The sequence below is a fragment of the Microbacterium sp. NPDC087592 genome, assembly GCF_044743585.1.
Classification (GTDB): domain Bacteria; phylum Actinomycetota; class Actinomycetes; order Actinomycetales; family Microbacteriaceae; genus Microbacterium.
Genome location: NZ_JBIUWT010000001.1, coordinates 1217744 through 1244059 on the forward strand (window position 1 = coordinate 1217744; position 26316 = coordinate 1244059).

A 26316-nucleotide genomic window follows, 5' to 3' on the forward strand; every position below is an offset into this window, starting at 1 on the left:
CCGCCACTCGGCGGCCACTCGCCGGAGTCAGGTCAGGCGGCGATGTCGAAGCGGGCGCGGCCGCCGAGTCGTGGGGTGCGGGTGGGGTCGACGTGTGCGGGTGGGAGGAACCACACTCGTCCCCCGGTCCCGGTCCTGTTCGCGGTCCCGTGTCGGGGTCTGTCGATGCGGATGTCCCACCCGTTGTCGTGGATGCGGTGGTGGCAGGTCTCACACAGCAACACCCCATTGGCGAGGTCGGTGGGTCCGTGATCTCGTTTCCACCAGCGGATGTGGTGTGCTTTGGTCATCTCCGGTGGGAGCCCACACATCGCACACCCACCATCGCGTTCCACCAGCGCCAACCGCTGTGCCCGGGTGAACAGGCGTTTCTCCCGCCCCCAGTCGAGCACTTCACTGTCCGCCCCGAGGACACACGGGATGATCCCGCCTCCCGCGGCCATCCGCCTCGCCGCCCCGACACTGACCGGCTGGTCGAGACCGTCGATGGCCGCCGATCCCGCCCCCGATTCCAGGTCCGAGAGGTTCATCCGGACGATCACCGTGGCCCCGGCGACCGGGACCCGCGTCTGGCAGCCGAGGACGTGCGCGCAGAACACCGCGAGCGCGTCGGCCTGGATCATCGGGACCGTGCGCCGGTCCGCATCCGGAGCCTCCGCGTCGGGAGCATCCTGCCGGGCGGCGAACGCGGCCGTCACGAACCCGCGGATCGCGGTCACCACAGGGGCGGCGGTCTCGGCGTCGAGCACCGCGTTCAGGTGCACCATCCCGTCCCGCTCGAACAGGGTCAACACCCGCTTCCCCCGCCGCTCCTCTTCTTTCGGCTCCACCCCCTCGGGGTCCAACCAGGCCTCCGCCCGCACCACGAGCTTTCGCACATCATCCAACGCGAGTCCCTGTGCTTTCTCGACCAGCACCCGCTCCCCCTCGGAGATGCGGCCCTGCCCCGCCGTCACCCGGCACCGATCCAGGACCGCGATGATCATCGCCGCGGCCGGCGCACCGAGCACCCCCGAGTCGAGCGCGTCCCGCACCAACGGATACCTCGCCGGCAGCCGCGCCCCCAGAAGGTCCGCGCGCGGCGCCGTCGCCTCCCCCACCCTCACCAGACGCACCGCGTCGCCCGTCGAGCGTCCCGTGGTCGCCGCGATCAACGTCGCCGGAGTGCGGAACCCCTGCTGCTTCGCCAGGCTCTCCGCCCCCAACTCCGCCCGCGACTCCCGCGCGATGCCCGCCGCGACCCCGACATGCACCGCATCCAACCGCCGCTGCAGCACCCCGATCGCCGCCCCCACCGCGACCAGCTGCGCCCGGGACAGATCCCCCGCCTCGCCGGCACCCGCCCACGCCGCATCGAGGCGACTCATCGCCTCGTGCAACCCGGTCAAAGTGGACATGCTCCATCCTAACCCGGTAACACGCTACCTTCGAAGCTATCTCCGCATCACATCCCAGAATGTCGCAGAAATACGCCACAGTGCCCCCGGGGACCACTCCTCCACAAGCACCCCAGATACGTACTTATCCACGAATCACCTCAGCGCCGCGCGAGCAACTCCCGGAGCCGCGCCGCTTCCCCCTCCGGCATCGCATACCCGTGCTCGCTCGCGGGGTACACACCCCCGCGCACCTCCGCCGCATATGCCTCCACGCCGCCGATCGCAGCCGCCCGCAACTCCGCGTAACGCTTGACGAACTTGGCCGCGCCGCCGTCGTACAGCCCGAGCAGGTCGTGGAACACGAGCACCTGCCCGTCGGCATCCGCTCCGGCTCCGATGCCGATCACGGGGATGTCGAGCAGCGGAACCAGGGCGGCGGTGACCTCGGAGGGCACCGCCTCGACCACGAGCATCGAGCACCCGGCGGCCTGCAGCGCGAGGGCGTCGTCGATCACGGCGAGCGCCGCCTCGGCGGTGCGGCCCTGGGCACGGTAGCCGCCGAGCGCCGTGGCCGTCTGCGGGGTGAGCCCGACGTGCCCGACCACGGGGATGCCGGCCTGCACGAGCGCCCGAGCGCGGTCGACGGTCGTGCCACCGCGCTCGATCTTCACCAGGTCGCAGCCGGCTTCCTTCACGAAGCGCTGGGCGGTGGCGATGGCGAGCTCCTCCGAGGCTTCATACGAACCGAACGGCAGGTCGCCGACGAGCAGCGGCGCGGTCAGCCCGCGGCGCACCGCCTTCGTCAGCATCAGCATCTCGTCGACCGAGACCGGCACGGTGCTGTCGTAGCCGAGCACGGTCATCGCGGCGGAGTCGCCGACGAGCACGACATCGACACCGGCGGCCTCGACGATCTGCGCGCTCGGGTGATCGTAGGCGGTGACCATGACGATCGGCTCGCCGGCATCCTTCTTCGCGGCGAGAGCGGCGAGCGTGACACGTTTGCGCGGGGCGGCGTGAGCACTCATGCGTGGGCCTCCGTCAGCAGGCGGTCGACGGCGTCATCGACCTGGATGATCGCGTTGTCCCGGTCGACGTGCACGACGACCGGTTCGTAGCTCGCGAGGTCTTCGCGCGAATAGTCGGCATAGGAGATGACGATGATGGTGTCGCCGGTGTGCACGAGGCGGGCGGCGGCGCCGTTGACCTGGATGACGCCGGATCCGCGCTCCCCCACCAGCGCGTACGTCTCGAAGCGCGCGCCGTTGTCGACGTCGACGACGTGCACCTGCTCGTGGGGCAGGATGTCGGCGGCTTCGAGCAACAGCGGGTCGATCGTGACCGAGCCCACATAGTGCAGATCGCTGGCGGTGATGGTGGCGCGGTGGATCTTCGACTTCAGCATCGTGCGTCGCATCCGGCGTCGCCCTTCGGGTCGGTGGTCTGCGGGTCGGCGGCGTCCGGGAGGGCGGCATCCGGTTCAGCGACGTCCGGTTCAGCGGCATCCGGTTCAGCGACGTCCCGATCAGCGACGTCGGTAACGGTCAGCACATGGTTGTCGATCAGCCGGGCGGCGCCGACGCGTGCGGCGACCGCGAGCAGCGCGTCCTGCTCGACGCGGACGACCGGCTTCAGCGTCTCGGCATCGCGGAGCTCCAGGTACTCCACAGAGATCCGGGCGTCTTCGAGCACGCGCCGCGCCGCCGACAGGATGCCCGCGCCCTCGCGCTCCCCCGCCGCGAACACCTCGGCCGCCACATCCAGCGCCCGGTTCAACGCCGTCGCCTGCAGCCGCGCGGCATCGTCGAGGTAGACGTTGCGCGAGCTCATGGCGAGCCCGTCGGCCTCTCGCACGATCGGGCACGCGACGATCCTCACGTCGAGGTCGAGGTCGCGTACGACGCGGCGGACGACGAGCACCTGCTGCGCATCCTTCTGTCCGAAGTACGCGGAATCCGGCCGGACGATCCCGAACAGCTTCGTGACGACCGTGGCGACGCCGTCGAAGTGGTGCGCGCCGCGGCTCGCGCCGTCGAGCACATCCGTGAGGCCGGCGACGTGGATGTTCGTCGCGAACCCGTCGGGGTAGATCTCGGATGCTGCGGGCGCGAAGAGGATGTCGACGCCTTCCGTCTCGGCGAGCGCGGCGTCGCGGGCCTCATCGCGCGGGTAGGAGCTGAGGTCTTCGTTCGCGCCGAACTGGGTCGGGTTGACGAAGAGCGAGACGACGACGAGATCGGATGCCGCGCGCGCGGCCCGCATGAGAGAGAGGTGTCCGTCGTGGAAGGCGCCCATCGTCGGGACGAGGCCGACCGTGCCGTTCGCGAGCCGGGTCTCGCGGACGGCCGCGCGCACCTCGGGGATCGTGCGGAGGATTCTCATGCGGACGGTTCCTTCGGCTCGCCGGTCACTTCGCCGGCCATCTCACCGGTCACTTCGCCGGTCACCTGTCGGGAGAAGGGACGGCTGTCGGGCGGATCGGCCGCGTTTCTCCCGGCATCCGTGCGTTCTCCCGACATCCGTACCGGGGCTTCGGCGCGAGAGGCGATCGCCCGCGTGGCGGCGGCGAGGGCGTCGAACAGGTCCTGAAGGTCGAGCTCTGCGGCGGCCGACCCCTGGCGGGCGACCGTCTCCGCGTCGCCGCGGGCGATCGGTCCGGTGAGGGCGTCCTGCGCGCCGGCATCCGCCCAGTTCTCGACCGACCGCCGGACGAGCGGGGCGAGGAGTTGGCGAACGTCATCCGAGGGGATGCCCGCGGCCGCAGCCAGCTGCTCCGCCGCATCGAGCACCGTCAGCACGAAGTTCGAGGCGAAGGATGCCGCCGCGTGATAGCTCGCGCGGTGATCATCCTCGACCATGAACGGGCGGGCACCGAGGGCCCGGGCCAGCTGCTCGGCCACGGCGCGGGCGTCGTCGGTGCGCCCGGCGACCGCGGCGCCGATGCCGTGGAACACGTCGGGCGTCTCCCCACCCGTGAAGGTCTGCAACGGGTGGATGCTGAAGTCGACGTCGTCGAGCGGGGTGGCACCCGAGACGTGTCCGACGAGCCGCACATGCGGTCGAGCGACGAACGCGACGGCCGGGATGGCGGAGTCGGGAACGCAGAGCAGCGCGATGTCGGCGTTCGGCATCGACTGATCGCGGCGGAGGGGGCCGAGGACGTCGAACCCCGCCGTGCGCAGGGAGCGCGCGAGCACGCGTCCGAGACGACCGGCGCCGACGATGGCGATGGTCGTTCCTGGCGGGAGCGAAGAGGAAGTCTGCATGTCGATTCCCCGGCCGAGTGGGGGCGGTCCGGATGCCAGAAGTATCCGCCCATCGCGGCATCCGCTCCAAATCTGGGAGCAATATGACAACCATGAGACCCCAGATGGATGTCATTATCGTAGCTATCGGCGATTGCGGGATGTCATATAGCTCTCACGCCAAACACGAGAGGCCCGGGGAGCGCATCACTCGACGCGCTCCACGGGCCCACCCTGAAACGACCTCAGTCGCGACGCCAGACCGCGACGATCCCCGCCCCGACGACCGCCAGCCCCGCCGCACCGAGGAAGAGCCAGGAGAATCCGCCGGTGAGCGCCTCGGCAGACGACGCCCCCTCTGCCGACAGCGCTGCCGTGCGCAGGCCGGCGACCGTGCCGAGCACGGCCAGTCCGAGCGCGCCGCCGATCTGCTGGCTGGTGTTGACGAGCCCGCCGGCGAGTCCGGCCTCTGCACCTTCGACGCCGTCGACCGCGAGCTGGGTGGTCGCCACGACAGCGCCGCCGAGTCCGACCCCGATCAGGATGGTCGGGGCGAGCAGGTGCGTGAGGAACACGGCATCCGCCGGGGCCGCGGCGAGCCAGACGAGCCCCGCGGCCAGGATGAGCAGCGCCCCGATCAGCACCGGCCGCGTGCCGACGCGGGCGATCACGGCGGGCACGCCACCGGCGACGATCACGAGCACGCCGGCGAGGGGCAGCTGCGTGAGGCCGGCAGTGAGGGCGTCGTAGCCGAGCACGGCCTGCATGTACACCGAGAGGGCGAAGAAGAGCGCGACCATGGTGGCGCCGCCGAGCAGCATGACGATGTTGCCGAGGGCGAGGTTGCGGTTGCGGAACACGCGGAGCGGGACGAGCGGCTCGGCAGCGCGACGTTCGATCGCCACGAAGGCGACGCCGAGGATCAGCGCGAGGGCGAGCAGGCCCAGCGGGAGCGGGTGCACGAAGCCGACCTGCTCGACTGCGCTGAGAGCGCCGACGAGGGCGACCAGTGCGGCGGTGACGGTCACGGCGCCGGCGGCATCCAGGCGCCCGGGAGTTCGGATGCCGTCACGGGTGATGAGCAGCGGGATGGCGATGAGCACGAGCGCGCCGACCGGCACGTTGACGAAGAACACCGACTGCCAGCCGAGGGTCGCCGTGAGCACCCCGCCGAGCAGCACCCCCGCGGCCGATCCGATGCCGGCGACGGCTCCCCACACGCCCAGCGCCTTGGTGCGCTCGGCGTCGTTCGGGAACAGCTGGGTCAGCAGCGCGAGGGCGGCGGGGGCGAGGAGCGCAGCCGAGACGCCCTGCAGGGCGCGGGCGGCGAGGAGCATCTCGCTCGACACCGAGAGCCCGGCGAGGGCGGATGCCGCCACGAATCCGGCCGTTCCGATCAGGAACACCCGGCGGTGTCCGTAGCGGTCGGCGAGGCGTCCGCCGAGGAGGAGCAGGCCGCCGAACGCGAGCACGTAGGCGGTGATGACCCAGGCGAGGGCGGCGGTGTCCATGCCGAGCTGCCGGCCGAGGACGGGGAGGGCGATGTTCACGATCGAGGCGTCGAGCACCACGAGGAACTGCGCGAGCGCGAGGACGCTGAGGGCGAGCCAGCGGCGCGTGCTGCGCGGTGCGGCGAGCGTCGGGAGGGAGGTGAGGGTGGTCATGACGTGCTCCTGTTCTGGTTTCTTGTCCGTGATGTTTCGAGGCCGGTTGGATGAGTGACTACTCACTCACTCTTGCGGGCATGAAGAAGGGCTGACGCCCCGGGGGGGGTGGATCAATCGGGGTGCGTGATCCCCCTGGTCAACAGGGCGACCCAATCCCCCGGGCGTCCGTCGAGCTGCGTGGTGACGATCAGGTGACAGAGCTGCCCGTAGGCGATGAAGCGCTGCACGTCGTCGTCGCCCGCCCGTGAACGGGTCTTCGCGAATGTCGTGACACGTTCGAGTCCCGCGCGCAGCGCCTCCCCGATCGCGGGGATCTCGGCGACCGACTGCGCGTGCACCTGCAGCATCAGCAGCTTCCGGTCGGAGATGAGGTGCGCGTAGGCGTCGCCCATCGCGTCGAGCACGCCTTCGGGCGAGGTGTCGGCGGCAGCATCCGCCCCCTCTTCGAGGGCGGAGACGATCGCGTCGAAGCAGGCCTCGAGCGCCACGACGAACAGCGCCTCCTTGCCGGAGTACAGCTTGAAGACGTAGGCCGGGGAGATCTTGGCCTCGCGGGCCACGTCGGCGACGGTCGTGCCGTGATAGCCGCTGCGCGCGAACGCCGCCAGCGCCGCCGCGGCCACGACAGGCCGGCGGGCATCGGCGGTGGAGAGGATCGAACTGCGGGTCGCGGACATATGAGTGACTGTACACTCACTCTTCGTGGAGGGCAATGACGATCGTGAGATCACCGGGAGTTCAGGATGCCGTCGAGCTCCTCCTCGATCCGCGCGATCTCGTGACCGCGAGGGTCGGGCCCGCCCCACACCAGTTGGACGCGCAGCTCGCCGTCGGCATCTCCACGCGTGACCTGCAACGCCCGATCGTGACGGATCATGGTGCCCCCGACCACCCACTCGTCCGGGTCGCGGAGTTGCGCAGGACTGATCCCCAGCGGCTCGGCGACCGCACGCCACGGTTCGGGCTCTCCCGCAACGATGGGCGCGAGGGCGAATGTCGCGAGGGTGAGACGTCCGCCCAAATGGATCGAACCGAGCGACCCCGGCACCTCACGGACGACCATGACCGGCTCGAAGGTGGGAAGCTCGACGATTCGGTTCGCGACCGGCTGCCCCGGCGCACGGTTGTATTCGGGCGCCGCAGACCGATACTCCTGCCGCCATTCGACCGCGTCCGGCGGCCTCAGCGCGGCCAGCAGAGGAGTCAGATCGATCGCACGCCGCCAGGGGACGACGGTCCCGACATCTTGAGGAAGGGAGGTTCGTCGGCGCGGGAGCATATAGACGTCTGCACCCAACCTCGCCGCATCGATGGAGGCCGGTGACTCGTCGAGAGGATTGATCACGACCACGATCGGGGGCCGCTCGGTCGACATTCGACGCAGGGAATGCGCGAGGTGGCGGTCCGCGATCGGGGAGGCCGAACCCTGTCTCGTGCGCAGCCGATCGGCTGCACCGCGGGGATCTTCGATCAGCTCGGCCCCCCACCGTTCGGCCCTGGGCACGCCGAAACCCTGCATCATCTCCTGCAGCACGAGCGAGCTGCTGCCGGTCTCGTCGACGACGATGGAACCGCGGCCGGCCGCCAGGTCCGCGCGGATGCGCGATGCTGCTTGGTCGACACGGAACGCGACGGCGGGCCTGCTGATCCGCCCGGGAACGATTTCGATTACCCCGCCCGTGGTCATTCCTGCACCAGCCAGTCGGACGGCTGGAAGTGACTCGAGACGGATCCGCTCGTCGAGACCGGCGGACCGTTGCCGTCGAAGATCGCCACCGACACCGGCCGTCGGATCAGCTCGGACGCCTTCGTCCTCCAGAGGCTCAGGCGGATGAACCGGGTCTCGGTCAGCTGCTTCTGGAAGAAGTTGTAGCCCTTGTGCTTCGCACGGATGTCGTTCACCGAGAGGCCGAGCTCCTGCACCGCCGCCTCGATCATCGATCGTGCCGCATTGCTGGAGACCTGGAAGTCCAGATCGCTGGCCTCTGCCGCAGCTCCGATCACGTACAACGCATCGAACGGTCGCTGCCGCGGCCCCGGCGCGCTCCAACGCAAGCCGAGGCGCTGCTCCATCCGGTCGGTCTCGTACGGATCCGGCAGCCGGCCGTGTTGATCCATGAACTCCTGAACGAGTTCCGCCCTGGTGTACAGCATCGGCTTCTTAGGCGACGAGAAGAACCTGGCCGCACTGCCCTGGAGACGGACGTCGGCATCACCGATGCCATCCTCCCTCAGGGCGGCGAAGAGAGTGGTACGCAGGTGCAGGTAGTCCGCGGGAGAGACAGCCAGAGGTGACTCGCCCCGCGCCCACGAATCGAACATCTCCCGAGTGATTCCGAGGAAATCGAGGTCATCGTCTGTGACCTGATATCCGCTCTGATCGGTGGCTGCATTCACAACGGTCATGTCGCGAATCTAGCGGACCGCGGGCGCATGACCGTCGAACGCGGCCTCGGCGGCGACCCGCGAGCGATCACGGATTGCGCAGCACGGAGTCCAGCAGCCCGGGGAAGAGCGCGTCGAGGTCGTCGCGGCGCAGCGTCAGCATCCGTCGGCGGCCGTTGGGCTCGTTGCGGATGATGCCGGCTTCGCGCAGCACCTTCATGAAGTGCGACTTGGTCGACTTCGGGAGGTTCGGGTCGGTGGAGTGACAGGCGGCCATGTCGAGGGGGCCGTCGGCGAGCTGGCGCGTGATGGCGAGGCGCTCGGGGTCGCTGAGCGCGAAGAGCACGTCGGTGAGTTGGATCTCGGAGCGCTCCGGGTGCGGAAGATCGCCAGGCATGGTTCGAGAATAGTTGAACAATCGACGGATGGCGAGTACGCTCCGATAGTTCGATGATTCTCGAACCATAAGAGGAGTCGCCATGACCAGCACCGAGCCGATCGTCCGCCCGTCGATCACCGGGCGCGCGCCAGCGGGCGCGGTCCCCCGCACCCGGTTCGGGTTCGTGCTCGCGATCGTGGCGCAGATCCTGATGATGGTCGGGGCGAGTGCGCCGTCGCCGTTCTACCCCGTGCTCGCGCAGAGCATCGGGTTCGAGGCGATCGTGATCAGCGCCGTGTTCGCGGTCTACGCGGTGGCGCTGCTGCTGACGCTCCTCACCGCCGGGTCGCTCTCGGACCACGTCGGCCGTCGTCCGGTCGTGATCGCGGGGTTCCTGCTGCTGGCGGGGAGCATGTTCCTGTTCTGGCACGCGGATGCCGTCGCGATGCTGTTCTTCGCGCGCATCCTGCAGGGTGTGGCGAGCGGTCTGCTGATCTCGGCGCTGTCGGCGACGGTGCTCGACTTCGCGCCGGGCGGGCGCGCGGGGGTCGCGGCGCTGTGGAACGCGCTGAGCCCGGGGATCGGACTCGCGCTCGGGGCACTCGTGTCGGCCATGGTGCTCGACGTCAGCGGCGAGGCGCTGCTCGACGTGTTCGCGCCCTTGAGTTCGGCATACATCCTGCTCGCGGCGCTGTTCTTCCTCGTGCCCGAGACGGCTCCGCGCAAGCCGGGGGTGTGGGCGTCGCTGAGCTTCCGGCTGTCGATCCCGTCCGCGATCCGCGCGGACTTCTGGCGCGGGGCTCCGGCCGTGATCGCGGGCTGGGCGACCGGTGGGCTGTTCCTGTCGCTGGGCGCGAACATCGTGCGGGGCGAGCTCGGTGGCGAGGCGCACGTGTGGCAGGGGCTCGGGGTCGTGCTGCTCGCCGGGGTCGGTGCCGTGACGGCGTTCGTGCTGCGGAAGATCGCCGCGCGGTCGATGGTGCTGTTCGGCACGTCGGCGCTCGCGGTCGGGACTCTGCTGTCGCTGATCGCGCTGGGGGTCGGGTCGCTGCCGTTCTACCTCGTCGCGGCAGCAGTCACAGGAATGGGCTTCGGCACCGCGTTCTCGGGAGTGGTCGCCTCACTCGCCCCGCGAATCCCGGCGACGCAGCGCGCCGATACCTTCGCCGTGATCTACCTGCTGGCGTACCTGGCGTTCGGGGTGCCGGCCGTGATCGCCGGAGCGCTGGTCGGTGTGGTCGGGCTCGAGGCCGTGTGCGTCGGATACGGGGTCGTAGTGATCGCGCTGGCGGCGGTCGCGTTCGGGCTGCGGGTGCGGGCGGGGCGTAGCGGGGCGAGGGCGATCAACCCAGGTTGATTGACGTCGCCTCCGAGCCCGTTTGCTCAGGAGACCCCGGGTTCCGGTTCAGGCGTCGGCTCTTCAGGCTCTTGGTCATGGCTGCCAGCGCTCGACTTCCCGCGCTTGAACAAGCCGGCAACGGTTCCTGCAGCTCCCGCCGCCGCCCCACCGACAGCCTTGGCGGCACCGCCCGCAGCGCCGCCAACGACCTTCGCCGCTCCACCAGCGGCGGTTCCCATCACGGTCGCCGCACCCTTGACCGCGGTGACTGCGCGAGCCTCGTCGGGGATACCGTCACCGTCGATGTCGACACTTCGGAACACTTCTGTCGAATCGACGATGCGACCCCATACGTTCTCGCCAAAGTCCTTCGCCGACTCGGAAGCTGCCCGCATCGCGAGCACGGCCTTTGAGGGATCAGGGACGCCATCGCCGTCGCTGTCAGTCAGCTCGAGCCATTCGGGCCACGTTTCAACGGGGTCGGAGAAGCCCGCGCGGCAGGATTTCACCACACCGCTTCCGAAGTAGAAGCTGGTCGCGCCACCTGCGACGAATCCGATGACGGGAATTGCCTTCGAGCTGATCTTGACGGCTCCCATTACCGTCCCCTGCGCGATGGCCTGCTTGGCAAGCACCATGGTTACCGGCACAAGCGCGGAGTCCGGGAGTTGCTGGGCGAGGAGGTCCCCCCATTTGGGGGTCGCTCCCGACAGCGCTCCCCCCGCGACGGCGCGGGCTCCGGCGACGGTCGCGCCTGCCGGCAGGGCGCTCAGCACGATCTGCGAGACGGGACTGCGACGCTTCTCCCCGAGAAGCGCGCCGAGAACGATTACCTTCGCGCGATCAGGATCGTCCACGGGGATGCCCCGAAGTTCGGCCATACAGAGGGCGAAGAGCGCAGTGGTTTCGTAGAAGAAGAGCAGATCGGCAACCCCGAGCCCGAGCGCGACCGGGATGCCAACGGCGGGGATCGTCGCCGATGCTCCCACCGCGGCGCTCGCAGCTGTCGTGGTCGCCACGTACTGGGATTCGATGGTCTTCATCACCTGAGCAGGCGACGCCTCAGGATTCTTCCGCCGCACTTCCTTGATGTAGGCCGCGACAGCGGGACGCTGCACGGCGATCGCCTTGAACACCTTGTCCTGAAAATCGGCAGGAAGCTTCGCCGAGGGCGAGGCCTCACCCGATGCCACATTGACGACGTCTTTGTCTTGCGCCACAAGATCCCCCAGCGTGATCCTCGATTGATACGGAAGAGGGCAGACATACGATCTGCTCTGCTCCCTGAGCTATTCGGATGCTAGCGGGCCTTGCGGACATTCAGCGCCATCGTGCGGCTGTCGAGAGTTCACCTGTCATTAATTGGCCTATCCTCCCGACGGGGCGCGGGCAAGCGAAGGCCGTCAGGGCCCTGTCATCGGGTCGGTCGAGACGTCGATGACCCCGAGCGGGAACGGACTGAAGTAAGACCACGAGTCGGAGGAGAACTGCTCGAGCGGGGTCAGCTGGAACCACACGTGCGACACGACGAGCGCGATGGCGACGAGCAGGCCGGCTCCTTGGATCGCGCGTTCCATCGTCCGCAGGGCCGCACGCGCGTCGACTGCCTTGGTGACGCGGCCGAGCGCGATCAGGACGATCAGTGCGATGCCGACGTAGACGAACACGCTGGGGCGGAGCGACAACGAGACGCAGAGCGGAGCCTGGTCGACCGACCGGCCCTCGGCGTCGATGAACCCTCCGTTGGCGTCGATGCCGCCCGGGCAGATGCCCTTGCTGCCACTCATGAAGACCGAGTACACGACTCCGGCGACGACGGTCCAGATGAGCATCTTGCGGATGCCCGCGATCACCACGGCGCCGGGCAGCCCGGTGACGGCGGTGTCGGCCTGCGGGGCCGAGGGCGGTGTGAGTGACACGGAGGACTCCTTCGAGGTCGGTCCTCTTCATCATGTCGGAGGAGTCCGCGGGGCGGAAGGGCGGAGGAGCCCCGCATCCGCAGCATCCGCTCTACGCTGGAACGTCTGCCTCATCTCGAGGCGCCTTCCCCTGGAGCATCCATGTCTGCAACGACGATCGACGATCGTGCCCGGTACCGGGCGAATCCCACGGTGCTTGAGGCGCTGAAGAACCCGCGGATGCTCACCCGCGAGGTGCTGGCCGGGCTCGTCGTCGGGCTCGCGCTGATCCCCGAGGCGATCGCGTTCTCGGTGATCGCCGGGGTCGACCCGAAGGTGGGGCTGTTCTCGTCGTTCATCATGGCGGTGTCGATCGCGTTCCTCGGCGGACGTCCGGCGATGGTGACCGCGGCGACCGGGGCCGTGGCGCTCGTGATCGCGCCCGTCGCGCCGACGTATGGGCTCGACTACTTCATCGCGACGGTCATCCTCGCCGGCATCTTCCAGGTGATCCTCGGGGTGATCGGCGTCGCGAAGCTCATGCGCTTCATCCCCCGCAGCGTCATGGTCGGGTTCGTGAACGCGCTGGCGATCTTCGTGTTCAGCTCGCAGTTCCCGCAACTGATCGACGTGCCGTGGCTGGTGTATCCGCTGGTCGCGCTCGGGATCGTCGTGATGATCCTGATGCCGAAGATCACCAAGATCGTGCCGGCACCGCTCGTGTCGGTCGTCATCGTGACGGGTGTCGTGCTCGCGTTCGGCATCACCGTGCCCACCGTCGGCGACCAGGGCGAGCTGCCGAAGAGTCTGCCGGAGCTGTTCATCCCGAACGTTCCGCTCACGTGGGAGACGTTCACGATCATCGCGCCGTTCGCGCTCGGGGTCGCGCTGGTCGGGCTGATGGAGTCGCTGCTCACCGCGAAGCTCGTCGACGAGATCACCGACACCCACTCGCGCAAGAGTCGTGAGGCGTGGGGGCAGGGTGTCTCGAACGTGCTGTCGGGGATCTTCGGCGGCATGGGCGGCTGCGCCGTGATCGGTCAGACCATGATCAACGTGAAGGCCTCGGGTGCGCGGACCCGCATCTCGACGTTCTGCGCCGGGATCTTCCTGTTCCTGCTGGTGGTCGTGTTCGGGGACTTCGTCGGGACCATTCCGATGGCCGCGCTGGTGGCCGTGATGATCATGGTGGCGATCGGAGCGTTCGACTGGCATAGCGTGCGACCGTCGACGTTGAAGCGGATGCCGAAGAGCGAGACGTTCGTGATGGTGGCGACGGTTGTTCTTGTCTTGCTGACGCACAACCTGGCGGTCGGGGTCGTCGGTGGGGTGCTGGTCGCGTCGGTGCTGTTCGTGCGGCGGGTGGCGCACTTCGTGTCGGTGACTCGGGTTCTCGGTGCGGCGGGAGACGTCGTGACCTACGTCGTGGAGGGGGAGCTGTTCTTCGCGTCGAGCAATGACCTGACGACGTTGTTCTCGTACTCATCGGATCCGGGGCGGGTCGTTGTGGATCTGTCGGGGTCGCATATCTGGGATGCGTCGACCGTCGCCGCGTTGGATGCGATCGAGACGAAGTATCAGGCGTTGGGGAAAACGGTGGAGATCGTCGGGATGAATGAGAGCAGTTCGCGGATGCGCGGGCGGTTGACGGGTGGGTTCGAGTAGGCCGCGATCCCCGGCGCAGGGAGCCGTTGCGGCCGTGGCATGCGGAATGGTAACCGCAACGTGCCTACGGCGCTTTCCGCTAGCGAGTGTCCGCTGATGGCGCGCTGCAATCGGAAAGACTACGGGGTAAGAGTGGCTGAGTTGCCGACGGCGCCCGTACTCAGCTTGAGGAGCCCATCCATGAGTGCCTTCTTACAATCAGCGCTCGTTACGAAATCTCGCACCACCACCACCGCATCGCCGCGTGCGACGGAGACGGGACCAGGAGCGCTACGAGAGGCTGCACGAAGCGCTGACACTGGCCGCCAAACGGAACGGCCCTCGTTGCTTTCCACGGAAGGCGATAGCGTGTTGCGGAAACGAATGTGTGCGAAATGGAGCAAGCAGGATGCAACCAACTCCGCTAGGCGGGCTCACGTGACTCCGGAAGACCCCACCGGTCAGCACGGCGCCCCGCTCTCCTTGGCGCGAGTGCCTCAGCATGTCTGGCAGTATGCCCAGGATCAAGAGGATCTTGCCCTTGCTGCCCGTGAAATCCGCAGGTACCTGCAGGAGTTGGCGGAGCGCGCCAGCATTCGGATTCATACGATCGAGGCCCGACCGAAGTCGCTCACTTCGTACCGTTTGAAGGCGGAGAAGGTCGGACCAGACGGAGAGCTTAAGTACTCCGACCCGCAGAATCAGATCCACGACTGCGTCGCGGCTAGGGTGATCGTTTTCACGACACTCGCCAGAAATGACCTTGCTGATCTCGTCGGCACACATGCCGAGGTACGAGAGCGCCAGAACCCCGGCGACGTGAAGCATAACGGGTACGACAGCGAACACCTGGTGATCTCTGGACTAACGAACACGGAGGAGCAGGAGCGTTATCCCGCACTTGCCACGTACTTCTTGAAGTATCGAGGCCTAGAGATTCAGATACGAAGCGTCGCGGGACACGCGTGGGCAGAGTATGAACACGATGTCCGGTACAAATCTGGCGCGTACCAGGACCTGACGCCTGATGGCAAAGGGCAGGTAGATCAATGGTTCATGGAAGCCGGCGGCCTGCGGCGCTTCATGGACGAGCTCTTCGGCAAGATTGAAGCGCACCTCATCGCTGTCATCGAGGACGCGAACGACTTGCGGCGGGACGACCTCGGCACAGAAGAGGAACTCTCACCCCCACGCGAACATGCCCCAACCGCTGACGACGGCCCAAACGATGACGATGAAGAGTCCGAGAACCCGGACCCGCGCCCGCTCGAGGCTCAGACGTTGCGCGATCTGATCGTGGCTAGGTTTCCCCGCTACGACGCTGGTGAGCCCGCCGTCATCGCGCAGCTCACATCACACCTCGAGAGTCTGGACATTTCGACCATCGGCGAGCTGGAAGCTGCCTTAGCGAATGTCGAGGCTGGGCAGGTCGAAAAGTTGATGGACTATCCGAGTAAGACGCCCGGAGTTCGACGCCTCGATGACGAACTCCTGGCCGTCTTCACAGATCGCTATGTCGACAGCGCCGCGGATGATGATCGTCGACAATTCCTACGCCTACGCCTGAGACGGGTGCGGGGCAAGTTTGCCCTCTATGCCATCGACGATGGCAGAGGACAGACTAAGCCGATGACCGCCGCTCGCGCCGTCCGTGAGATCGTCAGGATCGTCGCGACTACGGACGGACGCGAAGTTGTCGATCTTGAGGGAAGCGTCGCTGCAACCCGAGAAATGCTCCTACCCTCATCGAACCCACGCTTGGTTAGGACGGTCCACGGCCCGACCTTCGTCGCTTCCAACTTCACCCGCGCCCAGGCTGAAGCCGTAATGAACTCCCTTATCGCACGCACCAGCCACCCAAGTTTGAGCGTGTTCCGAGCGGGCGACCTTCTTTTTTCTTCTAACCGAGAGCACGACGCGCGACGAAGCTAAAGCCGAGAAGAGTTTATCCGGCCTCGGCCGAACACCAACTAACTAACTTTGCTGCGGTTCTCCGTGATGTAACTGTGCCGCGCGTGCTTCTGCTGACCAATGAATCCCCGAAACTCTCCCAAACTGTATCGCGGGGCGCCGTCTGGACCGACAACCACTTCGAGCTCAAAGTCCCGCCCGATAGCAGCGAGCTTGCGCTCGACTGTAGCCAGTCCGTCCTCGTTCTGCGCCCGGACGAGATCCTCAAGACTCATCGGAGCTTGGCTGCTGGACAGCGCCCGGTACACGGGATCGTGGAGGCCGAGAGACAGATCCCCCTCCCGCCTAGTGCCCTCCCGCTCGAAAGCAGCGATTATGGACTTACCCACAGCGAGCGCCACAGGCGGTGGGAAGGCGTTGCCGATCTGGCGATACTGTGATGTTTTCCTGCCAGCAAACGACCATCCATCCTCCGGTAGCCAGCCTTGAATGCGGGCAGCCATCTCGATCGTCAATCGCGGCATTACCTCAGTCGCGGAGGGAGCCTCCGCAACCGGCACGCGATCAGCGATCCCTCGACCGTCTACGTAAAGCTGCGCCCATGCTTGCTTTGCGCGAGTAGGCCCAAGGTCGGCGCCGCCATGCTTCTTACTCCCCCCGACCAGCGTTGGACCTACCCCCGACGCCAGCAGACGCCACTCGTCAGCATGGATCCATCCATCTGAAGCCATCAGAGGATGGAGCGCCTCACCCACGCTCAACTTGTCCGCCCCCATGCTCTCTGGCCAATGAAAGTGGCGGTGATCATCAGCACTCATCGCGATAAGAACGAATCTCGGTCGAAGCTGAGCCACACCGAAATCAGACGAGTACAGCAGTCTCCATTCGCCGACGTACCCCTCCGCGTCTAGACGATCTAGCACGCGTTGACGATAGGCAGAGAATCTCGGGGAGGCGAGCCCTCTCACGTTCTCGAGCATCACTGCCCTAGGACGCATAACAGCAACCTGCTCGATTGCCCATGCAAAAAGATCACGCTCATCGGAGGAGCCCAACTGCTTGCCAGCGACCGAAAACGGGGGGCACGGGACTCCGCCGGCTAGCAGCGACACGTCGGAGTACTCGCTAGGAACCCAAACTGCAGAGTCGGCGGCGTCGCCTACTGCAACCTCGACGTCCAGATTCTGACGGAGAGTCTTGGCGGCGGTCTCATCGATCTCAACTGCTAGTCGATGCTCGAAACCAGCCTTGTGAAGGCCCAACGATTGCCCTCCGGCGCCGGCGCAGATCTCGACCACCGAGTGCACTCCAGATGATCCCATCTGGCAATCGTACGAGATGGGGAAGACATCGGCGCGAAGGCTCGTCGATGCGAACGCCGTACGGAACGGGCGAGACAGCTTATGTCACAGCGAGGAGGCTGTCAGCGACGTCGTAGTCACCGCGCGCTCTCAGCTTTTCAGCGATTTGAGGCAGCGCCGAATGCGGCGCGAGACCGATCGCCTCGGCTAGTGAGCTGTCACTCTCAGAGTCGCCTATTAGGGTCAGCCCTGCGAGCTCGTAGGCGCGTGCACGTCCACGGCGTTCAGTCGGCTCGATCCTCACGATGTCGAACTCAGCGTCATCACTGAATGTCGCGAAGCACATGTCTCCCATTTGGAGACCGTCCGCGTCGACTATCCGCTTTACGCTGCCTAGGATCGCTTGGGGCCCACTCCACCCGACGCGTTGGGCTCCGTGACGACAATGTAGGAACTTGGCCTCGCCGTAGTTGAGCCCCAGAGCGGATATCAGTGCGCTAGGAAGAGGCGATCCGCTCCCCCGTACGTGTTCGGAAGTGAGATTGAACCTCAGCACCCAGCGATCAGCAACGCGGTACAGCCGTCGGGTGTCGAACGGCGACTTGCGAGGAGCCGATGGGCGACGAGCCACCTGCTCAACCATGCCGTCGACGGTGGAGAACGGGGGTGAACTCGCGTACCCCATGATGCTCGTCGCAGAGACGCTGAAGCGGCTGGTAAGGACGTCCACAAGTTTGGACAGCCGCACGGCGCCATCGTGCGCAGCAATCTCATCAGCAATGAGCTGCCTAATAGATTGATAGGCCGCGAGCTCCCACGACCCGAGTGCCCAGAGGTTGCGATCGACACGCATAAAACGATCATCCGCGGCCAATGCGTTCCTTACCGAACTCACCGCACGATCGGAGCCGATCCGTAGCGCTATTTCCTCGATTGGCATCGGGGCTCCCTCGATCTCGAGGGTTACGGCCGCGCGATCTGGAATACCCGAGGATCTGAGGAGCGCATACCCCTCGTGAACGGTGACGCCGCAGTATTCAACCCATTCGTCGGCCCACATACGCCCAGAGAAGCGAGGCACTTCGTCCAATCGAACGATTCGGCCGCCCCTCGCCGCATCTTGTAGCGCCGCCTTGGTGGAAGCTATCGCTGACTTGACTGATTTGGAGCACCACCAACCATCCTTCACCTCAAATGAATCATCGAGTCGGTCAAGCACGCGCCACAAGGGCTTCCGCGCTCGAGGCACCATCTCCGCAAGCGCCGGGCTATCACCAAGCACAAGTCTGAGTGGTGCAACATCGTCTAGCCAGGCGGCTCGCGAGGCGACTGCTCGAACTTCCTCCAGGACCTCGGAGGCACGAAGTCGCTGTAGGACACGATCTTCGATTTGTCTTACGCGTTCTCGGGTGAGCTGAAGACGTAACCCTAGGGCCTCCAGTTTCATGGGTTCGTCCGCAAACACGCGCAGCCGCAGGATGTCGACTTCGCGCGGGTCAAGGGCAAGGAGGACTTCGTGGACCCGGATAGCCGCGGAATCTTGCGACGATCCGGCGAACCACTCCGAGGCTGAAAGCGAAGAAATCGACTCCCAAGCACTGCTAACCCAGCCGGGCGCTTCTGGGCCGGGAGGTGCCAGCAACGGAAGTTCCGGGCGTCCCCTCAGCGCATGCCAGTGAGCAAGAATCTCCAAGGCGTGGTCGAGTTGAGCCCGAGCGCGAGAATCCGAACGCGAGGCGCCCGCGATCGAACTCTCGGAACCGATGAGATGCGAAGCATCTGGGCTGGTTTGAGGGGAATCGACGGCGTCCGCTTGCCCCCCCGGGCTCTCACTCATCGGTCCGCCTGTTGGAGTCGCTCTCGCGCCCCGTAGCACCACTCAAGTACGTGTCAGCGCAGTCGATCACCACGTCGCGGGGCATATGCACGGCGATGGCGAGCGCCGCCTCCAGTGGGGATTGACGATCACCCCTCGCTGTACGGTCACGAAGCTCTCGCGTCTCCTCCGGGGTCAAACGCGCGACTCGACTGCTTAAGCGTTCGGCCTCGCTGCTAATCCGAGCTGGCGCCGCGGACGCGCAGAGACCGCAGGCAACCAGTAACCGCTGGTCGACGCGCTTCACCAGGAGGTTCGCGAAACCAGATTCAGATTCGTCAGGCTCGCCGAGTTGCACGCCGCATAGCTGGCAACGGAAGTCTGCCTCTGAGATCGCGCCGAGCCGCTCCTTAGCAGAAACGCGGTTGCTGCTGAGGGGTCGAAATCCAGGCTCGCCAGGCTGGTGCCCGACGGAAACGACGCGAAGCTCGCCTGGCCTGAGGGTAGGGTCTTCGCGGTTCGTGTCGATGCGCCACTTGTACGACCTGAGATCACGCATCCTCCGATCCACCTGCTCGAAGTTAGGTAGCGCCGATCGCAGTGCCTGCTTGGTGAAGACCGCCCCTTCACCAACCTCTTCCGCAAGCCATTGCGCCACGAGTTGTAAGCTGCTTGGCGCTCGAGTCATAGTTCACTCCCGACGAGACAATCGCTGTCATCTATCCTGTGCACAGAGGATCCTGGCGGGCGTTGGCCCGACACTCAAAGGTTAGGGGACGCGTTGAGTCGGCACGAACCACTTTCAGCCCAGAGCACTGAGACTATCGTTTTGGACAGACTCGGCGCCCTCCACGAAGAGAAGGGCGTCAAGGAGAGCATCCAGATCGAATGGCGAGGGGCGCCCAAGAGCCTCCCGGTGATCACGATGCCTCTCGCTCTCCTCTACTACAACCCCGACACACATCGCATCCGCGCGCAGCGAGACTTTAATCAAGCGGGCAACGAGGCGATCACACGCGACCCGTGGGGCAACGAGGCTCAGCAGTACCTCAACTACCTTCTTGCCGCTGCGCCCAATGATCCGAGCAAGGGCGATCCGGCGTTCGAGAAGCTGCGCGATGACCTCGAGACGTATGGTCAGAAGGATGCCGGGATCATTACTCCCTCGGGTATCTTGATCAACGGTAACTCCCGCTGTGCTGCCCTCCGGGAAGGCAATGCCACGCAGATGCGCGTCGCCGTGCTTCCGAGCGACTGGTCCTGGGACGATCTGTCCGCAGTTGAACTAGAGCTGCAGATGCGCAAGGACTACAGGCGCGACTACTCATTCGTGAACACCTTGCTCGCACTCGACGAAGCAATCTCGGCCGTCGGCACTGAAACTGCGATGAAGTCGTTCCGCATGCAGAAGCAGACCTTCAATCGCTCGGTTTGGATTCTTCAGACCCTTCGGGATCTGGTAGACCGAAGCGCGCAGGCCGACCGGTCATTGAACCTTCGGGACTTTGAGAACGATCAGGGGAAACTCGAGGAGCTCTACAGGACGTATAGCTCAACCGCGAAGAACGATCCGGCCGCAGCCGAACTTCTTAGGGAATCTCGCCTTCTTGGCCTGTTGCTCGACAAGTCCAAGACTGATTTGCGACTCGTGACCGATCGCTTCCTTATCGACCACTTGAGCAAGAACCTCGATGGCAGCGCTTTCGCCGGTGAAGCTGCAGCGGTAACAACAGCAATTCCAGGTCTAGGGAGAGGTCTACCTAGCGAGCCGCAACCGCTTCTCAAGGCAAAGGAGCTCGTCGATCAGGTCGCGAAGATTAAGACTTCAATGCTTGCCCCCGACCCCGGCGTGCAGGCACAAGCACAATCGGACTATGCGGCGCTCAACAAGCTGGTCGAGTCGGCGCTCGACGCAGCCGGCAAGTCTGCCCGGCTCAAGAAGAATCAACAGGCTGCGATCGACAAGATCAACGACGCGGCGGACACGCTTGAGGCCGCCGTGCTAGAAGTCGGTGATGCTAAGAGCAAACATGCCCTCGATGAGTCGGCCCTCGACGAAGCCGTAATCAATCTCCGTCGCTCCCTGTCGATCTTCGCGGGATCGGTATCTCGTCTGGCCTCGTTGCCGAAGGGATCGGCCGATTGGTTGACGGCACTGCGCGCGATCAAAGATGACTGACGCCTACACACTCCGCTTGAGCCTCACCCCCTCAGGGACGGTGCTCGCCGAGACCACCCCCGAGAACCTGCATCTACTTCGGCGGGTTCAACTCGATCTTCCGTCGGCCGAGTCGTTTGGACGCGATGCCTTCGAAGTCGACCTCGGCAGCTTCCTCGGGAACTTGGGCGCACTTTCCAAGTGGGGTTCCGGGGATGTCACCTGGTCGCAAAGTCTTCGTGAACTGGCGATCTCAGCCTTGGATGACGCGGATCATCTCGAGCGTCTTCGTGCAGATGATCAGTCAGCACACGTTGAAGTGCAACTCGAAGAGGATTGGCGCGGAAACCTGACATCATTTCAGGAACGCGACCTTCGGGGACTGCTCCGCATGCGTCACGGAGCGAACTTCAGCGTGCCAGGAGCTGGCAAGACTCGGGTAGCGCTGGCACTTCTGTCGCACCTCAGATCGAGCAAGAGAGTGAACCGCGCATTGGTGGTGGCGCCAAAGTCCGCTCACGAGAGCTGGCTGCGGGAAACGTCCGCCGTCTTTGATGAGGCACGAAGGGTTCTTGTCTATTCCGGCGGAGTTGCTCCTGAATGTGACATCTTGATCGTCAACTATGAGCGACTGGCCGCGTCTCGACTTCAGCTCGCGAAGTTCCTCTCACGCTCCCCATCGATACTAATCTTGGACGAAGCTCACCGTATGAAGCGCGGGGCCAACGGGGTCTACGGCGCGGTGTGTTTGAGCCTCGGTCCCTTAGCAAGCACACGACTGATCTTGAGCGGGACACCGGCCCCTAATGGGCTTAGCGATCTCAAGTCGCTGTTCGAATTCGTTTGGCCCGGGCGCGGTAGCAGGCTGCTCGGAATCGGGTCCTCCGAGTGGGACACTGTCTCGACAACGGTTCAGTCTCTGTTCACCCGGACGACAAAATCGGAGCTCGGATTGCCGCCCTTGCAGGTGACGACGAGGACAGTCGAGCTGCCGCCGTTGCATCGAGAGATTTACGATGCTCTTCTTGGACAGCTCCGAACCTCAGTCGCTGCTGGGGAACGCGTCGATGATCTCGGTCGAATTATCGTTTACCTCCTCATGGCCGCGACAAGTCCTGCTCTGCTAGCCGTTGGGTCTTCGCAATATGAGCCCCTGCAGTTTCGCGTGCCGCCGTTCGAAGCTCCCCGAGCCGGCCTGCTGAGATCGCTGCTCGCCGAGCTGCCTCGTTACGAGATGTCGCCGAAGATTCTGGAGGCGGCGCGGATCGCACGCGAGAATGCGAAACAAGGCAGAAAGACCCTGGTCTGGTCCACCTTCATCCGCAATCTTTCAACGCTCAAGACGCTCATCCCCGAGCTCGACCCGCAGCTCATCGTCGGAAGCACCAGCGACGAGGATCGCACAGTCGCCCTCGATCGATTCCGAACCAACCCCGGCACCTCTGTTCTGCTGTCGAATCCAGCGACCCTTGGCGAAGGCGTGAGTCTGCATCACGAGTGCCACGATGCTGTCTACATCGACCGCGACTTCGCAGCAGGGCGCTTCCTACAAAGCCTCGACCGGATACACCGTCTCGGGCTAGCTGCGGGCACGGAGACGCGGGCTACGGTCCTGGTCGCGGCGTCGACGATCGATGAGCTCGTGTCGGTGCGACTTGCAAGGAAGCTGTCTTGGATGAGCGATGCGCTTGATGACCCCGCACTCTCTGCTTTGGCTGACCTCGAAGAAGAGCGAGAGAACGGCGACGTGCTCGACGCAAGTGATGCTGAGTCAGTGTGGACTTACCTGGGCAACGATGGGAACACCTAACTCGATCCTCGTCGCGGCGGCTCGGTGGCTGACAGAGTTAGCCCATCGCGACGAGGACACCGCTCGAAGAGTGTTGCGTACCGAGCCCGACTGGCGAGATCTGACTCCGACGCAGTATGAATTAGCGCTCGAGTGGCTCCGGGCTCGTGGCCTCTATGACGGAAGTGGGCGGATCGAGGATCCCTGGCGTAGCTCGGGGGCGATTGTGCTCCGCGCGGCGATCGAAGCCGACGAACCCCCTTGGCTTGCTGCCGCAGATGCTCTTATCCGCGACCCAGCCGACCTTCCCATCGACGTCACCGAGCTCGGGCTGGTGCTGGGTGTTGACGACACCGAAATGTTTGAGCAGGTCGAGCAAGCTTGGCGTAAATTCGATGACACGGCGCGTCGTAGACTTGGCGCCGCCGGGGAATTAGCGCTCGTCGACTGGCTTCACGCCAACGCTAGAGCAGAGGTGGTCCACGTTTCGGTGTTTGATGACACCGTCGGCTATGACGTAGCGCTGCTCGTCGCGGGTCAGCTTCGTGCGCGGGTCGAGATCAAGACCACACGCCGAACAGATGCGGTCGTCCTTTTCGTTAGCCGCAATGAAGTGGAAACCCTGCGCCGGCACTCGACGTGGTGCCTCCAAGTCGTTCATCTTGATCCGTCAGACAAGCTAGTCGCGTTGAGCTGGATTCCCGGGGAGGTGTTGCTACAGGGGGCGCCCAATGACGGGGACATCGGGACATGGCAGTCAATGAAGTTGGTGCTGCCCGGGCACGCGCTTCGGTCAGGAGCGGCTCCTCAAATATCCGCGCTGCTTAACGGATGATCGAGCCACGCGAACACGGCGAACTCTGTATCTGTTGCTTGAACGGGAAACGGCTCCCGACCAGCTGCGGTCAGTCGGCTGGATCTACCCTGGCCACCCAAACCTCTCCCCCGAACTCACCTGCTGCGCCACCCGCCGCAACGCCAACAACAACGGCTCAACCAGCACCGACCCCAATACGACGTACCGCACCGCTGCCTCCGCAGACTCGCCCGGCACCCCGGCGATCTCCGCCTCCGCAATCCGTCGCATCGACGCGAGGTACTCCGTCATCGCTGCATCCGGAACGGTGAACCCGACACGCTCCAACCCCTGCAGCGCCCGCGCAACCGCGTGCAGCACGGCCTCGTCGCACATCCCCGGCTTCCACCCGAGCCCTGCGACAAGAGCCTCCGCGTCCGTCAGATCCAAGGACTCATCCACCGGCGGAGTGATCGCCGCATGCGCCATCCCGAGCAGGTTGTGGGCGTTCTCCGGCGGCTCGTCGAGCGCGGCCAGCACCCGCCGCGTCTCGGCGATGCTCACCCCCGCATCGAGCAGCGCCCGGATCACCCGCAGCCGCTCCACGTGCCTCTCGCCGTACGCGGCCTGAGTCGGCGCACTGCGCTCGCCCTCGGGCAGCAGGCCCTCACGCAGGTAGTACTTGATCGTTGGCACGGTCACGCCGGTCTGGGCTGACAGTTCGGAAATTCTCATGGCCACCTCTTGACTTCGATAGTAGCGCTATCCATTATGGATAGTGACACTATCTAATCAAGGAGCCACCATGTCGAAAGTCATCACGGGCCGCATGACCCACCGCCACGAGGGCGAGCTCGTCGTGTTCCACATCGGGATGCAGATCAACCGCTGGTGGCGCCCCGACCTGTGGATGCCGGCCTTCTTTGCCATGCCGGGGATGCTGCGCGAACTCAGCACCGACCCCGACTCGGGCATGCTCGGCTACCACCTGCTCTTCGGTTCGGGCGGACCCTACGTCGTGCAGTACTGGTCATCCGTCGACAAGCTCTACGCCTACGCGTCCAGCCCGAACCAGGAACACCGACCCGCCTGGACCGCCTTCAACCGCGCAGCCCGCAAGGCTCCGGGAGCGGTGGGCGTCTGGCACGAGACCTTCCGCGTCGACACCGCCGAGAGCGTGTACGTCTCGACGAAGCCGATGGGACTACCGAAGGCCACGGAGCTCGTCGAGGTGCCGCGGCGTCAGGACCGGGCGCAGGCGCGGTTCGCGGAGGGGCGGACGGTAGCCGGATAGTGATAGCCGAATGCCGATCACAGTGGGACGACACGTGATGCCGCGGTCCACGCTGTCCGAGCTATCCGGACCTCCGACGGCTCGTCTCAGCCTCTACGCTGAAGACGACTTTGAGCCGCTTCTCGAGTTCTGTTGACCACTTGAACCAGTCGTCGACCTCGTCCATTGGGTTCCCGTGCGGATCGTAATCTCCAAGAGAGTTGCGGCTCACCAGGTGTTCATGATTGGGACCGAGATAGCCCCGGTACGGGTAAGCATCCTGCCGCGCTGCTTCTAAGTGCTCGCGCGTTGTCTTCGTGAAGTAGCTTTGGTCCCTGACCCAGTGACCCTCTGCCTCCGCAGCAAAGTCCCGGATGGCTCGATGGAAGTTCCACATCGCTCTCGATGCCGTCGCCTTGGCAGCGTCCTTCGCCAACCTCTTTTGGGTACCACTAGAGATCAGCGCTCCAAGCAGGCCGCCGAGCAGCCCTGCCACGAGCGACACCGACACAGTCACCCAATCGACTACTTGGTCATGATTTGGTGCAACAAATGACGGGGTGGGAGACACGGCCGCAGCGATGGCGAGTTGGTCGAACACCTTAGGACTCTATCCGCCCGACCCGACGCCGATCCGTTTCAGGAATGTAGATCTGCGAGGGATAGGCGTTGGTTCATCCAGGGTGCGCTCGTAGACAGCAATCCATGCGGTTGCAACCCCGCGCACGCGGCTCGACCACGCGCTCAGCGCGATCGCGACGAAAGTCGCGACCAGCAGCAACATCACGATCCCTTGCGCCCAGCCCATCAGTCCGTCCGCGAGCGCGTTGGGGTCGTCGACAATTGAAGTGACGGCATGAGCCCACCGGTCGGCCTGCGCTGTTGACCCGCCGTCCTTGTCTTCGGCAGGCGCGGCGTAGAGGCTCCAATACGCGAGCCCACCCTGTGCCCAGATTCCGTAGACCGCGAGAAGCATCGTGCCGAACAAGCTGATCGTCGGCACCAGGGCGAGGACACCGTTCGACCAAGTACTTGGAGATTGGCCATTCGCGCGTCTATGGAGCTCTGCGAGTGCGACTAACTGCTCATCGGCAGTCGCCTTCTTGAACGCCCGCACCCTCTCAGGCACCCTGGTGAGATCACGATGGACGTGGCCGGATGTCATGCGTCGAACTCTAACTCCTTCGACGCGCCCCTCGCCCCCGCGAAGTCTTCTTGGGCAGGCAGCCCGCAAGGCACCGGGAGCGGTCGGCGTCTGGCACGAGACCTTCCGCGTCGACACCGAGAGCGTCTACGTCTCGACCAAGCCGATGGGTCCGCCGAAGGCCACGGACTC

At 65.3% G+C, this 26316-nt stretch carries 25 protein-coding genes and 1 pseudogene; 7 read left to right on the top strand and 19 right to left on the bottom strand.

Going from position 1 to position 26316, the window contains the following annotated elements; genetic code table 11:
- Nucleotides 1-32: 32 nt before the first annotated feature.
- The 10 genes from ACIOTO_RS05765 to ACIOTO_RS05810 form a co-directional block, all read right to left on the bottom strand.
- A complete protein-coding gene (locus ACIOTO_RS05765) occupies nucleotides 33-1397 on the bottom strand; it encodes a DUF222 domain-containing protein (RefSeq protein WP_400856986.1) in 1365 nt (454 codons plus the stop codon).
- Between the two features lie 140 nt (nucleotides 1398-1537).
- On the bottom strand, nucleotides 1538-2407 hold the full coding sequence (gene panB, locus ACIOTO_RS05770) for a 3-methyl-2-oxobutanoate hydroxymethyltransferase (protein WP_400856987.1): 870 nt from the start codon (nucleotides 2405-2407) through the stop codon (nucleotides 1538-1540).
- Nucleotides 2404-2796, bottom strand: a complete 393-nt coding sequence (gene panD, locus ACIOTO_RS05775) for an aspartate 1-decarboxylase (RefSeq protein WP_400856988.1) — start codon at nucleotides 2794-2796, stop codon at nucleotides 2404-2406. Before panD ends, panB begins: the two co-directional genes overlap by 4 nt.
- On the bottom strand, nucleotides 2778-3761 hold the full coding sequence (panC, locus tag ACIOTO_RS05780; protein ID WP_400856990.1) for a pantoate--beta-alanine ligase: 984 nt from the start codon (nucleotides 3759-3761) through the stop codon (nucleotides 2778-2780). The genes panD and panC overlap by 19 nt, the downstream gene beginning before the upstream one ends.
- Complete coding sequence (locus ACIOTO_RS05785) at nucleotides 3758-4645, bottom strand: DUF2520 domain-containing protein (protein ID WP_400856991.1); 888 nt, start codon at nucleotides 4643-4645, stop codon at nucleotides 3758-3760. The genes panC and ACIOTO_RS05785 overlap by 4 nt, the downstream gene beginning before the upstream one ends.
- 224 nt (nucleotides 4646-4869) lie before the next feature.
- Nucleotides 4870-6288 (bottom strand): MFS transporter, encoded by a 1419-nt coding sequence (locus ACIOTO_RS05790; RefSeq protein WP_400856992.1) that lies wholly within the window; start codon nucleotides 6286-6288, stop codon nucleotides 4870-4872.
- Nucleotides 6289-6401: 113 nt separating this feature from the next.
- Nucleotides 6402-6968: a TetR/AcrR family transcriptional regulator gene (locus tag ACIOTO_RS05795; protein WP_400856993.1), complete on the bottom strand. Its 567-nt coding sequence runs from the start codon at nucleotides 6966-6968 to the stop codon at nucleotides 6402-6404.
- 50 nt (nucleotides 6969-7018) lie between these two features.
- Nucleotides 7019-7978 (bottom strand): hypothetical protein, encoded by a 960-nt coding sequence (locus ACIOTO_RS05800; RefSeq protein WP_400856995.1) that lies wholly within the window; start codon nucleotides 7976-7978, stop codon nucleotides 7019-7021.
- Nucleotides 7975-8697: a hypothetical protein gene (locus ACIOTO_RS05805; protein ID WP_400856997.1), complete on the bottom strand. Its 723-nt coding sequence runs from the start codon at nucleotides 8695-8697 to the stop codon at nucleotides 7975-7977. Before ACIOTO_RS05805 ends, ACIOTO_RS05800 begins: the two co-directional genes overlap by 4 nt.
- Before the next feature lie 67 nt (nucleotides 8698-8764).
- On the bottom strand, nucleotides 8765-9073 hold the full coding sequence (locus ACIOTO_RS05810) for an ArsR/SmtB family transcription factor (protein WP_400856998.1): 309 nt from the start codon (nucleotides 9071-9073) through the stop codon (nucleotides 8765-8767).
- Between the two features lie 82 nt (nucleotides 9074-9155).
- On the opposite strand from ACIOTO_RS05810, the gene ACIOTO_RS05815 reads away from it, so the two are divergent.
- Nucleotides 9156-10412, top strand: a complete 1257-nt coding sequence (locus ACIOTO_RS05815) for an MFS transporter (RefSeq protein ID WP_400856999.1) — start codon at nucleotides 9156-9158, stop codon at nucleotides 10410-10412.
- 26 nt (nucleotides 10413-10438) lie between these two features.
- Here ACIOTO_RS05815 and ACIOTO_RS05820 read toward each other — a convergent pair whose 3' ends face one another.
- Nucleotides 10439-11614 carry a hypothetical protein gene (locus ACIOTO_RS05820; protein ID WP_400857000.1) on the bottom strand — a complete coding sequence of 392 codons (1176 nt, stop codon included), beginning with the start codon at nucleotides 11612-11614 and terminating at the stop codon, nucleotides 10439-10441.
- A gap of 183 nt (nucleotides 11615-11797) precedes the next feature.
- Nucleotides 11798-12313, bottom strand: coding sequence for a hypothetical protein (locus tag ACIOTO_RS05825; RefSeq protein WP_400857001.1), 516 nt, complete (start codon nucleotides 12311-12313; stop codon nucleotides 11798-11800).
- Between the two features lie 141 nt (nucleotides 12314-12454).
- On the opposite strand from ACIOTO_RS05825, the gene ACIOTO_RS05830 reads away from it, so the two are divergent.
- Together ACIOTO_RS05830 and ACIOTO_RS05835 are read left to right on the top strand one after the other, a co-directional pair.
- A complete protein-coding gene (locus tag ACIOTO_RS05830; protein ID WP_400857002.1) occupies nucleotides 12455-13957 on the top strand; it encodes a SulP family inorganic anion transporter in 1503 nt (500 codons plus the stop codon).
- Nucleotides 13958-14374: 417 nt separating this feature from the next.
- On the top strand, nucleotides 14375-15868 hold the full coding sequence (locus tag ACIOTO_RS05835; RefSeq protein ID WP_400857003.1) for a hypothetical protein: 1494 nt from the start codon (nucleotides 14375-14377) through the stop codon (nucleotides 15866-15868).
- Between the two features lie 38 nt (nucleotides 15869-15906).
- Here the strand turns inward: ACIOTO_RS05835 and ACIOTO_RS05840 are convergent, their stop codons facing one another.
- The 4 genes and pseudogenes from ACIOTO_RS05840 to ACIOTO_RS05855 all read right to left on the bottom strand — a co-directional run bounded on the left by ACIOTO_RS05840 (nucleotide 15907) and on the right by ACIOTO_RS05855 (nucleotide 19622).
- Nucleotides 15907-17169 (bottom strand): DNA cytosine methyltransferase, encoded by a 1263-nt coding sequence (locus ACIOTO_RS05840; protein ID WP_400857004.1) that lies wholly within the window; start codon nucleotides 17167-17169, stop codon nucleotides 15907-15909.
- A 79-nt stretch (nucleotides 17170-17248) separates the two neighbouring features.
- The gene (locus tag ACIOTO_RS05845; RefSeq protein ID WP_400858098.1) at nucleotides 17249-18208 is read right to left on the bottom strand and encodes a hypothetical protein; all 960 of its coding nucleotides are present in this window, start codon (nucleotides 18206-18208) and stop codon (nucleotides 17249-17251) included.
- Nucleotides 18209-18517: 309 nt separating this feature from the next.
- A pseudogene (locus tag ACIOTO_RS05850) lies at nucleotides 18518-18985 on the bottom strand (sigma factor-like helix-turn-helix DNA-binding protein); the annotation flags it as partial.
- Nucleotides 18978-19622 carry a hypothetical protein gene (locus ACIOTO_RS05855; RefSeq protein ID WP_400857005.1) on the bottom strand — a complete coding sequence of 215 codons (645 nt, stop codon included), beginning with the start codon at nucleotides 19620-19622 and terminating at the stop codon, nucleotides 18978-18980. The gene ACIOTO_RS05855 and the pseudogene ACIOTO_RS05850, both read right to left, overlap by 8 nt.
- A gap of 171 nt (nucleotides 19623-19793) precedes the next feature.
- On the opposite strand from ACIOTO_RS05855, the gene ACIOTO_RS05860 reads away from it, so the two are divergent.
- The 3 genes from ACIOTO_RS05860 to ACIOTO_RS05870 all read left to right on the top strand — a co-directional run bounded on the left by ACIOTO_RS05860 (nucleotide 19794) and on the right by ACIOTO_RS05870 (nucleotide 23746).
- Complete coding sequence (locus ACIOTO_RS05860) at nucleotides 19794-21143, top strand: transcriptional regulator (protein WP_400857006.1); 1350 nt, start codon at nucleotides 19794-19796, stop codon at nucleotides 21141-21143.
- Between the two features lie 16 nt (nucleotides 21144-21159).
- The gene (locus tag ACIOTO_RS05865) at nucleotides 21160-22932 is read left to right on the top strand and encodes a DEAD/DEAH box helicase (RefSeq protein WP_400857007.1); all 1773 of its coding nucleotides are present in this window, start codon (nucleotides 21160-21162) and stop codon (nucleotides 22930-22932) included.
- 70 nt (nucleotides 22933-23002) lie between these two features.
- Nucleotides 23003-23746: a protein NO VEIN domain-containing protein gene (locus ACIOTO_RS05870; protein WP_400857008.1), complete on the top strand. Its 744-nt coding sequence runs from the start codon at nucleotides 23003-23005 to the stop codon at nucleotides 23744-23746.
- Between the two features lie 84 nt (nucleotides 23747-23830).
- On the opposite strand, the gene ACIOTO_RS05875 is transcribed toward ACIOTO_RS05870, so the two are convergent.
- Nucleotides 23831-24442, bottom strand: a complete 612-nt coding sequence (locus ACIOTO_RS05875; protein ID WP_400857009.1) for a MerR family transcriptional regulator — start codon at nucleotides 24440-24442, stop codon at nucleotides 23831-23833.
- A gap of 70 nt (nucleotides 24443-24512) precedes the next feature.
- Here ACIOTO_RS05875 and ACIOTO_RS05880 point away from each other — a divergent pair, with 70 nt between their 5' ends.
- The gene (locus tag ACIOTO_RS05880) at nucleotides 24513-25001 is read left to right on the top strand and encodes a DUF4188 domain-containing protein (RefSeq protein WP_400857010.1); all 489 of its coding nucleotides are present in this window, start codon (nucleotides 24513-24515) and stop codon (nucleotides 24999-25001) included.
- Nucleotides 25002-25062: 61 nt separating this feature from the next.
- On the opposite strand, the gene ACIOTO_RS05885 is transcribed toward ACIOTO_RS05880, so the two are convergent.
- Both ACIOTO_RS05885 and ACIOTO_RS05890 read right to left on the bottom strand, forming a co-directional pair.
- Nucleotides 25063-25581, bottom strand: coding sequence for a hypothetical protein (locus ACIOTO_RS05885; protein ID WP_400857011.1), 519 nt, complete (start codon nucleotides 25579-25581; stop codon nucleotides 25063-25065).
- A 9-nt stretch (nucleotides 25582-25590) separates the two neighbouring features.
- On the bottom strand, nucleotides 25591-26145 hold the full coding sequence (locus ACIOTO_RS05890) for a hypothetical protein (protein ID WP_400857012.1): 555 nt from the start codon (nucleotides 26143-26145) through the stop codon (nucleotides 25591-25593).
- Between the last annotated feature and the right edge of the window lie 171 nt (nucleotides 26146-26316).